Genomic DNA, 13118 nt, shown 5'->3' on the forward strand with positions numbered 1-13118 from the left:
GCCGCGGCGACCGCCCCGGAGGCCGGGTGACGGCCACCGGCCGGGCGAGGGCGATGGGCACCGGCCGGGCGAGGGCGATGGGCACCGGCCGGGCGAGGGCGATGGGCGCTCGCCGGTCCGGAGACATCCGACGGGTGTCGGGTCGCGGCCGCCGCAATCGCGACACACGGCGGCTGATCCCGGTGGCTCGAACGGTGACGATCGGTGGGCACATCCGGTGCGGGAAAAGGAGATTCACATCATGGCCATTGTCGATCCGGCCCAGACCTGGCGGTTGCTCGAGGAGCGGTTGGCCGTGACCACCGATGCACGGCACCGGCAGGTGCTGAGCATTGTCATCGAACACATGAAGGCGGAGGCCGCGCCCGATCTGGACGGGCTGATGAAGACCCTGGTGGCGGAGCCGGACTATCACTTCTGGAACGCGGGGCAGGATGTCGGGCCGAAGGGGTGGGCGGGTGTGCACGGGTACTACTCGGCGTTCGTGGCCAGCAAGTCCAACATTCTGGAGTTCGCGCTCGATCGGCTGCTGGTGGATGACGACTGCGTGGTGACCGAGGGCTACCTCAAGCAGATCTATCCGGGCGCGTACGCCGCGCAGATCGGCATCCCCGTGGATGATCCGGCCGCCGATTACCTGATCACCTTCCGTCAGCTGCTGCTGTGGCCGGTGGACGCGGACGGTCTGATCGTCGGCGAGGACTCCTACCATTCGGGCCCGGTCGAGGTCCGCAAGCTCGCGTTCGACGAACTGCCCAGCGAATACGTCGAACTCGTGCACCCGGGCGTGTGAGAGCGGCGAGACTCGGCATATGGAAGGCGATTCGGACATGACGGACCTATCGACGCCGGGCGTGCAGCGGGCGGATATCGCGAGCATGCTGCTCGACCGGCTCGGTGACGAGCGGCCCGGCCTGCGCACCCGAGAGCGGGTGTGGACCTGGGACGCGGTGGTGCGCGAGTCCGCGGCCCGCGCGGAACTGGCCCGGGAGTTACGGCGCGAGGGCCCGTTCCACATCGGGGTGCTGCTGGACAATGTCCCCGACTTCGTCTTCTGGCTGGGCGCGGCCGCGCTGGCGGGCGCGACCGTGGTCGGCATCAATCCGACGCGCGGCAACGCCCAGCTGGAAGCCGATATCCGGTATGTGGACTGTCAGTTGATCGTCACCGACGCCGCCGGGATGGCGCGACTGCGCGGGCTGGATCTGGGACTGGAGCCGGAACGCTTTCTGCTCGTGGACGATCCGGAGTACGCACGGCGATTGGCCGCGTATCCCGGGGATCCGGTGGCGCAGGCCGGGCCGGAGGTGTTGCTGCTGTTGCTGTTCACCTCGGGGACGACCGGAATGTCCAAGGCGGTCAAGTGTTCTCAGCGCCGCCTGGCGGTGATCGCCTACGCGGCGTCCGCCAAATTCGGGCATGTGCGCGAGGATGTCGACTACTGCTGTATGCCGCTGTTCCACGGCAACGCCATCATGGCGCTGTGGGCCCCCGCGCTTGCCAACGGCGCGACCGTGTGCCTGACGCCGAAGTTCTCCGCATCCGGATTCCTCTCGGACGTACGGCATTTCGGCGCGACGTTCTTCACCTACGTCGGCAAGGCACTGGGCTACCTGCTCGCCACCCCCGAGCAGCCCGACGACGCCGACAACACACTGGTGCGCGGGTTCGGCACGGAGGCGTCGGTGGCCGATCAAGCCGAGTTCCGCCGCCGCTTCGGCGCACCCTTGTTCGAGGGCTACGGCTCCAGCGAGGGCCCGGCCCTGGCCGCCCTCGACCCCGCGGCCCCGCCGTCCGCACTCGGCCGTCCCGCGCATCCCGGTGTGGCCGTGGTGAATCCGGACACGCTCACCGAATGCGCGCGGGCGGTGCTCGACGAGTACGGCCGGGTGCTCAACGCGGACGAGGCGGTCGGTGAGATGGTCGACCGGGCGGGCGCGCTCGTGTTCGAGGGCTATTACAAAAACGATGTCGCCGACGCCGAACGATTGCGCAATGGCTGGTATTGGACCGGCGACCTCGGATATATCGACCAGGCCGGTTTTCTCTATTTCGCCGGACGCAAAGGCGACTGGTTGCGCGTCGACGGCGAGAACACCTCGACGCTATTGATCGAACAGGTGATTCGACGCCATCCCGCGGTGATCGCCGCGGCCGTCTACGGGGTGCCCGATCCGCGGTCGGGGGATCAGGTGATGGCGGCGATCGAGGTGGCCGACCCGGTCGCCTTCGACATCGCAGAGTTCGCCGAATTCCTCAGTGCCCAAGATGATCTCGGCAGCAAGGGCGCGCCCCGCCTGCTGCGCGTCTCGGGGAACCTGCCGGTCACCGGTTCCAACAAGGTGCTCAAACGCGAACTCCAGCAACAGCGTTGGCACACCGCCGAACCGGTTTATCGCTGGATAGGCCGCGGAAAACCCGAGTACGACCGGCTCACCGAGCCCGGCAAATCCGAACTGAGGGCGGAGTTCGGCACTTTCGGGCGGGCTAACCTGTTCTAACCCTCGGTCGGTGACCTGCGCAAGCTTTCGTTAGCATGCTGCTATCGAAGGCTCTGCAGGGAGGGTTTGTTGTGTCTCGTAATGATGATCATGTGTCCGAAGCTCCGAGGGGGTTGACCGACGGCGCGCCGCTGCACGTCCATCTCACCGACACCGATCGCCGCATCATCGATCTGCTCATCGCCCCGTCCCGGGCGTGGTTCAGCCCGCGCTTCTACGGGATGGAGAACTTCCCGCTCGAGGGTCCGGTGTTGCTGGTCGGCAACCATTCGCTGGCGGGCGGTACCGACGCCCCGCTGCTCGCGCACGAGATCCTGGTGCGCCACGATCGGCTGGTGCGGGGACTGGCCGAGAACGTGCTGATCGATGTGCCGGGTCTGCGAGATGTGTTCCACCGCTGGGGAATCGTGCGCGGCAACCGCCGCAACTGCACCACCCTGCTGGAGAACGATGAGGCGGTCGCGGTGTTCCCCGGCGGCGGTCGCGAGGCCATGCGCGCCAAGGGGCAGAAGTACAAGCTCCTGTGGGAGGGCCGCACCGGGTTCGCCAAGATGGCGATCCAGGCGGGAGCGCCCATCGTTCCCATGGCCATGGTCGGCGGCGACGATATCTACGACATCGTCTTCGACGGCGACCACCCGGTCATGCTGCCGCTGCGCAAGGCGGTCGAGGGTCTGGGCCTGCGCTCGAACCTGACCCCGCCGCTGATCCGCGGCCTCGGCCCGACCCTGGTGCCCAAGCCGGAGCGCTTCTACTACGCGCTCGGCACCCCGATCGACACCAGCCCGTGGCAGGACGCCGAGGATCTCGACGCCGCCGCGAGCGACCTGCAGGTCGTGGTGAAGAAGGCCCTCGAAGAGGAACTCGAGTTCCTGTTGTCCGAGCGCGACAAGGATCGCGGCCGCAGTCTGCTCGGTCGCACGCTGGGCCGCTTCGGCCTCTGAGCATGTCCCTCTAGGTTTACCGAGGTTCAGCCCCTCCGTCCCGCGACGTCAATGGCGACCGTCGCAGTTCGGACCACTTTTCCGCCCTGTGAAGTTAACCTCCGTTCGACTTTCGAGTACGGTAATGGCAGAGGCGATGATGCCGCAGTGGTCACCGTAGGAGGTTGGCGTGGAACGCACCCTTTTCGAACCCGAACATGACTTGTTCCGGGAGTCGTTCCGTAAGTTTCTCGATCAGCATGTGGCGCCCCACCACGAGCAGTGGGAGCACGACGGCATCGTCGATCGCGCGGTCTGGCTGGAAGCCGGCAAGCAGGGATTCCTCGGCATGGCCGTGCCGGAGCAGTACGGCGGCGGGGGCGTCAAGGATTTCCGCTACAACGCCATCGTGACCGAGGAGGTCACCAAGGGCTTCTACTCCGGCCTGGGTTTCGGTCTGCACAATGACGTGATCGCGCCCTACCTGCTGGAATTGGCGAATGAGGAGCAGAAGCAGCGTTGGCTGCCCGGTTTCTGTTCCGGCGAGATCATCACCGCCATCGCCATGACCGAGCCCGGCACCGGTTCGGATCTTCAGGGCATCAAGACCCGCGCGGTCCGCGACGGCGACGACTGGGTGCTCAACGGCTCCAAGACTTTCATCACCAACGGCATCAATGCCGACATCGTGATCGTGGTGGCCCAGACCGATGCGTCCAAGGGGGCCATGGGCTTTTCGCTGCTGGTGGTGGAGCGCGGCATGCCCGGTTTCGAGCGCGGCCGCAATCTCGACAAGATCGGCCTCAAGGCCCAGGACACCGCCGAACTGTCCTTCACCGACGTCCGCGTCCCCGCCAAGAACCTGCTCGGCACCGAGGGTCAGGGCTTCATCCACCTGATGCAGAACCTCCCGCAGGAGCGCCTGTCCATCGCCGTGATGGCCGCCGCCGCCATGGAAGGCTGCCTGGACCTCACCTGCCAGTACGTCCGCGACCGCAAGGCGTTCGGCAAACCCATTGGCGCCCAGCAGAACACCCGCTTCGTCCTGGCCGAACTCGCCACCAAGACCACCGCCGTCCGCGTCTTCACCGACCGCTGCATCGACCTGCTCAACGCCGAGAAGCTCACCGTCGAAGAGGCCGCCATGGCCAAATGGTGGTCCACCGAAGAACAACTCGACCTCATCACCAAGTGCCTGCAACTCCACGGCGGCTACGGCTACATGCGCGAATACCCGATCGCCAAGGCCTACATGGACGCCCGAGTCCAAACCATCTACGGCGGCACCACCGAAATCATGAAGGAAATCATCGGCCGCAGCCTCAAACTGGCCTGATCCGGCACCGGGCGGGGATCCCGTCGGATTCCCGCCCCCGCATCGGTCGCATTCCGATTGCGCGCCTTGCCCTTTGCCGCGATGGCAGGGCGGCGGTCGGTTACGGGTGGTTGTCGGGGCGTTGGTAGTCGCGGGGGGACATGCCGTAGGTGCTGCGGAAGCGCTGGGAGAAGTGGGCTGGGCTGGTGAAGCCCCAGCGGCGGGCTACGGCGGCGATCGATGTGGTGCGGCCCAGGCGGGCGAGATCGGCGCGCGCGGCCTCGAGGCGGGCGCGGATGATCCACTGGCTCAAGGGGATTTCACGCGCGGACCAGACGTTGTACAGGTGGCGGACCGAGATGTTGTGTGCCCGCGCGATCCGGTCGGGGGCGAGGTCCGGGTCCCCGAGGTGGTCTTCGACGTAGGCCGCGATGCGCAGGTACAGCGTGTCGTGGAGGTCTTCGCGCTGGCGGGGGTCGTCGGCGGCGGTGGTGATCAGGGCTCGAATCAATTGGGTGGTGGCCGATTTGAGCATGATCCGGGCCGGACCGGGGGCGATGTCGCCGTCTTCGCCGAGCGCGGCGATATGGGCGGTGACCAGACCGTACAAGGGACTGGATTTGAGCCTCGTGGCCGCGACGCGGACGGTCTCGACGGGCAGCGCGAGCTGGTCGTAATCGAAGATCACCACCTTGGAGCCGCCGAGACCGCTCGACGAGTACGCCGAGGTGCTGGTGCCGTCGGTCAGCGAGAGCTCGCCGACACCGATGACCTGGTCCGCGCCACAGTGCGCGAAGGTGCCGGAGCCGGTCAACTGCACACCGAGGCCGACCCGTTCGGGCGCGGCGGCCCGCAACTGCCTGTCCCCGCGCAGCACGCTCAGGCCGGTGCCGGTGAATTGCGTCGCATGCACCCCCGCGCCCAGATCCCACACGGCGAACCGATGCCACAGTTGATCGGCGACCGTCCCGAATCGATGGATCGACGGAATCTCCTTGTCCGCCAGCAGATCCTGCGCTGCTTCGATGCGCTCACCCATCGGAAGCAGACTGGTATCCAACACCACGACCACGCGACACCTCCCACGGCCCCCCGATAGAGACGGGGAGCCAAGGAATCAGAGTATCCAGATGCCGCGGTGTGCGAGAGATGAACCGGCCGTGGGGATCAACGGGCCCAGTCCGTTCCCGGCCGCACTCAGGATTGGATGAAGGCGAGCAGGTCGGCGTTGATGGTCGCGGCCTCGGTGGTCGGCATGCCGTGCGGGAAGCCCGGATACGTCTTGAGGGTGCTGTTGGGCAGCAGTTCCGCCGAGCGGATGCCGGTGTCCTGGATGGGGACGACCTGGTCGTCTTCGCCGTGCAGGACGAGGGTGGGGATGGTGATCTTGGTGAGTTCTTCGGTGAAATCGGTTTGGGAGAACGCGACCACGCCGTCGTAGTGCGCCTTGGCGCCACCGGCCATGCCCTGGCGCCACCAGTTGGCGATCACGCCTTCCGACGGCTGTGCGCCGGGCCGGTTGTAGCCGTAGAACGGGCCCTCGGCGAAGGTGCGGAAGAAGTCCGAGCGGCGGGTGGCGACCTGCTGCTGAATGTCGTCGAAGACCGACTTGTCCAGTCCGCCAGGGTTGTCGGCGGTCTTGACCATGATCGGCGGCACCGCGCTGATCAGTACTGCCTTGGCGGCGCGGTCCTGTCCGTGCCTGCTCAGGTAGCGCACGACTTCACCGCCGCCGGTGGAGTGGCCGATGTGGACGGCGTCGGTGAGATCGAGATGGGTGACGACGGCCGCCAGGTCGTCGGCGTAGTGGTCCATGTCGTGCCCGTCGGCGACCTGCGCGGACCGGCCGTGCCCGCGCCGGTCGTGGGCGACCACCCGGAAACCGTGCGACAGGAAGAACATCATCTGCGCGTCCCAGTCGTCGGAGGACAAGGGCCAGCCGTGGCTGAAGACGATGGGCTGTCCACTGCCCCAGTCCTTGTAGTAGATCTCGACGCCGTCGGAAGTGGTGACGATGGGCATTGAGGACTCCTTGTAATCGGATATTCGATGCGCGGCCGTGGCCTCGCGGGGAGCTATCGAGTGGCCTGTTCGATGAACGCCGCGACCACACCCGGCTGGGAGACCAGCGAGGCGTGCGAGGCGTCGACCTCGGCGGTGTGCGCGCCCATCCGCTGTGCGAAGAACCGCTCGGCGGCAGGCGCGATGACGCGGTCGGCTGCCGAGACCAGATACCAGGTGGGCGTGCTCGTCCACGAGGCCGGACCGCTCGGTTCCAGCAGGGCGGACGCCGCGATAGAGCGCTGATGGGCGATCATGTTCGCGGCCGTGGCGGGCGAAACGTCCTGCGCGAAAACACTGTTGAACGAGTCGGGAGCGACGGAGCCGTCGAGGCCCGAACCCGAGGGCAGCAGTTGCAGCGCCGGGGGCTGCAAACTACTGCCCGGAAAACGGAACGGGTCCATGGCGATCGCGATGGGCTCACCCTGCTGCGGGGCGAAGGCCGCGATGTACACCATGGCCCGCACCTTCTCGTCATGGATGTTGGTGATCACCGCGCCGCCGTAGGAGTGGCCGACCAGCACCAGAGGGCCGTCGATGCCGGCGAGCACCTGTCCGATGGCGGCGGCGTCATTGGCGGGGCCACGTAATGGGTTGTCCGGCACGACAACTCGGTATCCGTCGGCCCGCAATGCGGCAGCCACGCCGTCCCAACTGGTGGCGTCCGCGAACGCGCCGTGCACGAGCACGATGGTCGGCCGGACCGCCTCGGCGTGTGCGGGTGCCGCGGAGACGGTCAGGCCGAGGGCCAGTCCGGTGGCCGATAATAGGACCCGGAGACCTTGGGGAACGAGCATGGCGACTCCTTTCTGAAGGTCGAGCGCACAGAGCTCAGACGGCGGCGAGGGTGAGGTTGTCGGTCGAATTCATGAGGGGGAGAACGGAGGTAGAGGGGGGCCGCTGAGGCGGGTGTCGAAGTGGGCCGCGGCGACGGACAGGGCTTCGAGGTCCGGCGGGACCTGTTGGACCAGTGGTGCGGTCTCCTCGAAGAAGCCCCGCATGCCGCCGGGGACGTACATGGTCAGGAATCGCACCGGGATCGTTCCTCCGTTGATCCAGGTGTGGCTGGTGCCCCGGGGGATGAAGACCAGTGCTCCTTCCTCGGCGTCGTGGAGTTCCTCGCCGAGCAGGACGCGCAGCGTCCCTTCCAGGACATAGAAGATCTCATCGCTGCGGTCGTGGATGTGCCGCGGCGGTCCGGAGACGAACGGCGACGCGGTGACTTCGGCGGCATCGAAGGTGCCGCCGGTGTCCTTGCCGGTCACCTTCCACAGCAGATGCTCGGTGTCGGTCATGGTGAACGGTTCGCCTTCTTTGGCGTGCACCAGCGTGGGTTCGGTTGTCATGGCATGCCTTTCGGCTGAAGTGGAGATAGCGTCGGGGCGCGGCGGGATCAGAGCGTTTCGATCAGTCCGCCGTCGATCCTGAAGTCGGCGCCGGTGACATTGGCGGTGCGCTCACTCGCCAGCAGCAGCACCAGATCGGCGACCTCCTGCGGGTGGGTGAACCGTCCGGTGACGCTCTTCGCCGCGGCCTGCCGGACCACCTCGTCGGGGTCGGCGGACGCGGCGGCGCCGACCACGGCGGCGACGCCCTGCCCGCCCAGCCACAGCGCGGTGGTCACCGGTCCCGGCGAGATGGTGTTCGCGCGGACGCCCTGCGGGCCGAACTCTTTCGACAGCGACTTGCTGAAATTGGACAGCGCTGCCTTCGCCGCCGAGTAGTCGACGACGCCGGGATCGGGCAGCGACGCGTTGACCGAGCTGATCGTCACGATGGCGGTGGTCTCACGCTGGATCAGATACGGGAGCGCGGCGCGGGCCGTGCGGACCGCGACCAGAAAGTTCGTCGTGAGCGACCACAGCCAGTCCTCGTCGGTCACGGCGAGGAACCCCTGCACGCGGGGAATGACGGCGCCGATGTTGTTGACCACGATGTCGATTCCGCCGAAAGCGGTGATCGCGTCGTCGACCAGCTGCTGGGGTCCTTCGGGAGCGGTGAGATCGATCAGCGGCGTGCGCACACCCTCGTGGGCGGCCAGTTCCGTCAGTTCCTGACTCCCCGTGCGCGATCCCGCCACCACCGAGACACCTTCGGCGGCAAGCGCTTTCGTCACCGACAGGCCGATGCCCCGGCTGGCTCCGGTGACCACGGCGACCTTGCCCGCGAGGTCGAGGTCGAACATCGTCGGCCTCAGAGCTCCTGGCTCTTCAACCACGCCAGGCTGGCGTCGGCGACCTCGCGCCAGCCATGATCGACCACCAGGGAATGTCCACGGTCCGGGAATTCCAGCAGATCGGTGACGGCCTCGGAGTGGCGGTACTGCTTCAGCGTCGCTCGGGTGACGGCCTCGGGCACCGTGTGGTCCTTGCCGCCGGTGATCAGCAGCAGCGGCCCGCGGCCCGCATTGGCGGTGTCGACCTTGGCCGCGGAATGCGGGTTGAAGTTGGCGCCCGCCGCCTCGAACAGCGGTTTGCCGGGAGCGGGCACCGCCCATCGCTCGTAGAGATCGTCGGATTCCTCGCGCGGGATGGCGTTGCCGAACGCGTATCGGAATTCCTCGGCGGTCAGCGATACCGACTTGTTCCGGTTGGCGGGGTTCTTGAAGACGGGGGTGGTCGCGCGCAGCGCCGAAAGCGGCAGCGGGAGAACACCTTTGATCTGTGCGGCGTCGATGGCGACAGCCGCGGCGGCGCGGTCCTGCCCGAGGAGCTTCTGGGCGATCATGCCGCCGAAGGAGTGCCCGATGAGGATCGGCGGCGTCGGCAGGCCGGCGATGATCGCGGCGTAGTGGTCGACCACATCGTCGATGCCGTGACCCGCGACGCTGTCGGACGCGGCCCGGGCCGCCTGGACGGTGTCGGGTTCTCCGGGCCAGCCGGGCGCGGCGACCGCGTACCCGTGTTCCTGGAACAGCTCGAGCCACGGCTGCCAGGACGCCGAGTGCAGCCAGAGGCCGTGGATGAAGAGGATCGGAGTCCCGGTCACGATGTCTCCCTGTGATTTCGATGGAGTCGACTCGTTCATGAGACGTCGCGGGGATCGCTCCGCGAATCGGCGAAAGTCCCCAGCGGTGTCCTCAGTCCCCTGCGGACAGTGCCGGACGCAGCTGCCTGCGGGAGGTCACCGCGAGCTTCCGGAAGACCTTCGCGAGGTGGTATTCGACGGTGGAGGTGCTGATGTAGAGGCGGGCCGCGATCTCGGTGTTGGTCGCTCCTTCGGCGGCCAGTGCGGCGATCTGGGATTCCTGCGGTGTGAGCTGCGGGTCGGGTGCCTGGCTCCGGCGGGGCACCCGCTCACCGGTGGCGGCGAGTTCGGCGCGGGCGCGCTCGGCGAACAGTGGGGCACGGGCCGAGGTGAACATCTCGAAGGCGAGGCGCAGTTGTATCCGGGCCTCCTGCCGTTGTTTACGACGGCGCAGCCATTCCCCGTACACCAGGTGGGTCCGGGCGAGGTCGACCGCGACACTGGTTCGCCGGAGCTGGTCGATCGCTTCCCGATACAGGTCGGCCGCGGTGTCGTCGTCGGCCAGCAAGGCCCGCGCCCGCGCCAATGATCCCAGCGCCCACGGGGTTCCGCTGGCTCGTGCCCGCGTATCCAGTCGAGCGAGGGCCAGACCGGCCAGCGTGGTCTCCTGGGTGCGGACCGCCGCTTCGACCATGTCGGCGAGCACCAGGTTGCTGTGACCGGGCACGTCGTCCTCGTAGAGGAACCGCGCCCGCTCCAGGGCCGCGCGATAGTTCCCCAGGCTCAGTTCCAGTACGAGCAGATGGCGTGCGGCCAGCGCCTTCTGCATGGCCCGGGCCGGGAATCCCGCTCCGTCGACACTCGACGCCACCGCGCGGGCCTCGGTCTCCGCGCCACTCCAGACCAGCAACTCCAGCCGCTGCATCCAAGGCAGCTCTTCCAACCCGATCACCGTGAGCAGTTCGCGGGCCTCCGCCAGATAGCCGGCGCTCTCGTCGCGTCGGCCCGCTCGCAAGGCGTCGGCCGCCTGGCATTCCAGCACGACCCGCAGTCCGACCAGCGCGCCGTTGTCGCGGTCGAAGTTCTGCAGCCGCGCGAACACGACCCGCCGGGCGCTGTCGTCCCACAGTTCGTCACACGCGAAATGCGCGAAGACCGCCAGCGGCATCCCCTGTTCGGCGAGTTCGCCACTGCGCAGGGCCCGCAACGCGGCGCGCCATCGGGGGACCGCCGCCGTGTAGCCCGCACTGATCCGGGTCGCGAAGGCGACGACGCACAGGTCGTACGCCGACAGCGCGGACGACCGCCCGCCGAGCGCCGCCAAGGCCGCGTCGGCGACCTCCGCCAGGGTGACGCCGACCGTGTCCGCCCGGGACAACATCGCCGAACTGAGCGCCTGGGACACCATGAGCCAGGCCAGATCACCGTCCGCCGCATCCAATTCGGCGACGGCGGCCAGCAACAGCGCGGGCTGGTCTTCCATCCGGCAGAAGTAGGTCTCGACGGCCGCTGTGAGCCATCGGGCGCGGCCCCGCATCGCGGTTACCTTGCTCAACGGCCGCGATGCGCTCAGCAGATGCTGTGCGGACCGCGGATCTCCGCACATCAGATAGACCTGCGCGGCCGCCAGCCGTCGCTCGTCACGCTGCGCCACCGAAGGAGTCAGCTCGGCCGCTCGGGCGAGCAATACCGCTTCGGCCGTGTATCCGCCGCGGGCGCGGGCACGCTCGGCGGAGTTCTCCAGGTCCCGTGCGACGGCTTCGTCGGCGCCCGCCGTCGCGGCGGCCCGATGCCACGCCCGCAGGTCCGGATCGTGGTCCGGGTCGCAGGCCGCGGAGATCGCTTGATGCGCTCGCCGCAGGCCACCGGGCCGGGCCGCGCCGTGGACGGCGGCTCGGATCAGCGGATGCGAGAAGGCGAAACCGTTGCCCAGCACCAGGACTCCGGCCTCGACCGCGGGATCGGCGTCGTCCTGCGACAGGCCGAGCACCGCCGCCGCCCGCCAGAGCAGGGCCTCGTCCCGGATCGGGCTGATCGACGCGAGCAGGAGCAGATCCCGGGTGGGCTTCGGCAGCACCCGAATTCGGTCGAGGAAACAGTTCGTGAGCCGCGGGCCGATGGGCAGCGGCTCCGGCAGTCTCGCGGTGCCGCGCAGTTGTTCGGTCGTCAGCGAGGCGACCAAGGTCATCAGTGCCAGCGGGTTGCCGTCGGTCTGTTCGGTGAGCACCCGGGCGACGTCGTCCGTGAGGGAGTCGCGGGCCGTGCGGGCCAGCAGCGTCCGCGCGGCCGGTCCGGGGAGTCCCGGAACCACGTGGATCGGCAAGCCTTCGAAAACCTCTCCGTCGAAGGCCGATTCGCGGACCGCGAACACCATGCCGACGCGTTCCGCGTGCAGACGGCGTGCGACGAACGTCAGCGCCTCACGGGATTCGCGGTCGAGCCAGTGCGCATCGTCGATCACACACACCAGCGGCCCTTCGGCGGCGAGATCCGCGAACAGGCTCAGCGTCGCGAGGCCCACCAGGAAGCGGTCGGGCGCCGGACCCGCGGCAAGTCCGAAAGCCGCTCTCAGGGTGTCCCGCTGCGGTCGCGGAATGCGCTGCAGCCGATCGAGGAACGGTCGAAGCAGCCGGTGCAATGCGGCATAACCCAGGGGCAGCTCCGACTCGATGCCCGAGGTCCGCAGCATCAGCAGATCCTCGGTGGTGTCGGCGAGATGCTCGAGCAACCGGGTCTTTCCTATTCCGGGCGCCCCGGCCAGCACCAGGCTCTCGCTCAGCCCCGACCGGACTCCGGCCGTGAAGGATTCCAGCACAAGACATTCCGCTGCTCTTCCGACGAGCTCGTCCCGCTGTGCCCGGGTCGGCGTGGTCGCGAGGTCGCGTATTTCGGTCATCAGCGCTGCCCTAGCCTTCCGGTCCGCGTTTCACGCTAGGACGAGGGCGCGTCCGATCAGGGTCTCGGAATCTCGATCGTGCGCGCACAGAACATTCCTGTGCCGAATCGGTGAAGTTCGTCAAGGGATCTGGCGGACCCGGCGCGGGCGATGGTGCGGCTCGGCGGGTTCAGCGTCCATTCATCTGTAGCGATACATTCTTAACCTCGCGGCCAGGGTGGGGGCGGGAGTCGGACACGGGGTGGTGCAACCGTTTTGGCGTTCTTTGTCTGAGCGGGAGTAGAGCGTCTTGTCACCTTTGAATCGCCGGGGCTTTTTCGGTGTGTCGGCTGCTGCGGCGGCGGGGGGGTGTTGCTGGTGGGGGTTTCGGGGCGGGCGGGCCGCCCGGCTGCTGCCCGCGCGTCATCGCCTGGCGCTCACCGGAACCCCGGTGGAGAACCGCCTCGAGGAGCTGC

General features: G+C 67.9%; 11 protein-coding genes. 4 read left to right on the forward strand and 7 right to left on the reverse strand.

All coding sequences use genetic code 11. The features are described 5' to 3' along the window. The first annotated feature begins 241 nt into the window (after window positions 1-241). From ACWELQ_RS20070 to ACWELQ_RS20085, 4 genes are all read left to right on the forward strand, one after another. A complete protein-coding gene (locus ACWELQ_RS20070; RefSeq protein WP_452398561.1) occupies window positions 242-793 on the forward strand; it encodes a nuclear transport factor 2 family protein in 552 nt (183 codons plus the stop codon). A gap of 37 nt (window positions 794-830) precedes the next feature. Next, a complete protein-coding gene (locus tag ACWELQ_RS20075; RefSeq protein WP_452398562.1) occupies window positions 831-2501 on the forward strand; it encodes an AMP-binding protein in 1671 nt (556 codons plus the stop codon). A gap of 92 nt (window positions 2502-2593) precedes the next feature. Beyond that, the gene (locus tag ACWELQ_RS20080) at window positions 2594-3445 is read left to right on the forward strand and encodes a lysophospholipid acyltransferase family protein (RefSeq protein ID WP_452398563.1); all 852 of its coding nucleotides are present in this window, start codon (window positions 2594-2596) and stop codon (window positions 3443-3445) included. A 169-nt stretch (window positions 3446-3614) separates the two neighbouring features. Further along, complete coding sequence (locus ACWELQ_RS20085; RefSeq protein WP_452398564.1) at window positions 3615-4760, forward strand: acyl-CoA dehydrogenase family protein; 1146 nt, start codon at window positions 3615-3617, stop codon at window positions 4758-4760. Window positions 4761-4860: 100 nt separating this feature from the next. Here ACWELQ_RS20085 and ACWELQ_RS20090 read toward each other — a convergent pair whose 3' ends face one another. From ACWELQ_RS20090 to ACWELQ_RS20120, 7 genes are all read right to left on the reverse strand, one after another. Further along, the gene (locus ACWELQ_RS20090; RefSeq protein ID WP_452398565.1) at window positions 4861-5778 is read right to left on the reverse strand and encodes a helix-turn-helix domain-containing protein; all 918 of its coding nucleotides are present in this window, start codon (window positions 5776-5778) and stop codon (window positions 4861-4863) included. Window positions 5779-5936: 158 nt separating this feature from the next. After that, window positions 5937-6761, reverse strand: coding sequence for an alpha/beta fold hydrolase (locus ACWELQ_RS20095; protein WP_452398566.1), 825 nt, complete (start codon window positions 6759-6761; stop codon window positions 5937-5939). A gap of 53 nt (window positions 6762-6814) precedes the next feature. Further along, entirely contained in the window at window positions 6815-7597 is a 783-nt protein-coding gene (locus tag ACWELQ_RS20100) for an alpha/beta fold hydrolase (protein ID WP_452398567.1), read from the reverse strand. Between the two features lie 69 nt (window positions 7598-7666). After that, complete coding sequence (locus tag ACWELQ_RS20105; protein ID WP_452398568.1) at window positions 7667-8146, reverse strand: cupin domain-containing protein; 480 nt, start codon at window positions 8144-8146, stop codon at window positions 7667-7669. A gap of 47 nt (window positions 8147-8193) precedes the next feature. After that, window positions 8194-8985 carry an SDR family NAD(P)-dependent oxidoreductase gene (locus ACWELQ_RS20110; RefSeq protein WP_452398569.1) on the reverse strand — a complete coding sequence of 264 codons (792 nt, stop codon included), beginning with the start codon at window positions 8983-8985 and terminating at the stop codon, window positions 8194-8196. An 8-nt stretch (window positions 8986-8993) separates the two neighbouring features. After that, on the reverse strand, window positions 8994-9788 hold the full coding sequence (locus ACWELQ_RS20115; RefSeq protein ID WP_452398570.1) for an alpha/beta hydrolase: 795 nt from the start codon (window positions 9786-9788) through the stop codon (window positions 8994-8996). Window positions 9789-9879: 91 nt separating this feature from the next. Further along, window positions 9880-12663 carry a helix-turn-helix transcriptional regulator gene (locus ACWELQ_RS20120; RefSeq protein ID WP_452398571.1) on the reverse strand — a complete coding sequence of 928 codons (2784 nt, stop codon included), beginning with the start codon at window positions 12661-12663 and terminating at the stop codon, window positions 9880-9882. Between the last annotated feature and the right edge of the window lie 455 nt (window positions 12664-13118).

It is taken from the genome of Nocardia sp. NPDC004722, from assembly GCF_053601505.1.

Bases quoted from the DNA above. Each gene is read 5' to 3' on its own strand.
- ACWELQ_RS20105 (WP_452398568.1), bottom strand. From the start codon at position 8,146: ATGACAACCGAACCCACGCTGGTGCACGCCAAAGAAGGCGAACCGTTC.
- ACWELQ_RS20070 (WP_452398561.1), top strand. From the start codon at position 242: ATGGCCATTGTCGATCCGGCCCAGACCTGGCGGTTGCTCGAGGAGCGG.
- ACWELQ_RS20090 (WP_452398565.1), bottom strand. From the start codon at position 5,778: ATGGGTGAGCGCATCGAAGCAGCGCAGGATCTGCTGGCGGACAAGGAG.
- ACWELQ_RS20110 (WP_452398569.1), bottom strand. From the start codon at position 8,985: ATGTTCGACCTCGACCTCGCGGGCAAGGTCGCCGTGGTCACCGGAGCC.
- ACWELQ_RS20095 (WP_452398566.1), bottom strand. From the start codon at position 6,761: ATGCCCATCGTCACCACTTCCGACGGCGTCGAGATCTACTACAAGGAC.
- ACWELQ_RS20120 (WP_452398571.1), bottom strand. From the start codon at position 12,663: ATGACCGAAATACGCGACCTCGCGACCACGCCGACCCGGGCACAGCGG.
- ACWELQ_RS20100 (WP_452398567.1), bottom strand. From the start codon at position 7,597: ATGCTCGTTCCCCAAGGTCTCCGGGTCCTATTATCGGCCACCGGACTG.
- ACWELQ_RS20075 (WP_452398562.1), top strand. From the start codon at position 831: ATGACGGACCTATCGACGCCGGGCGTGCAGCGGGCGGATATCGCGAGC.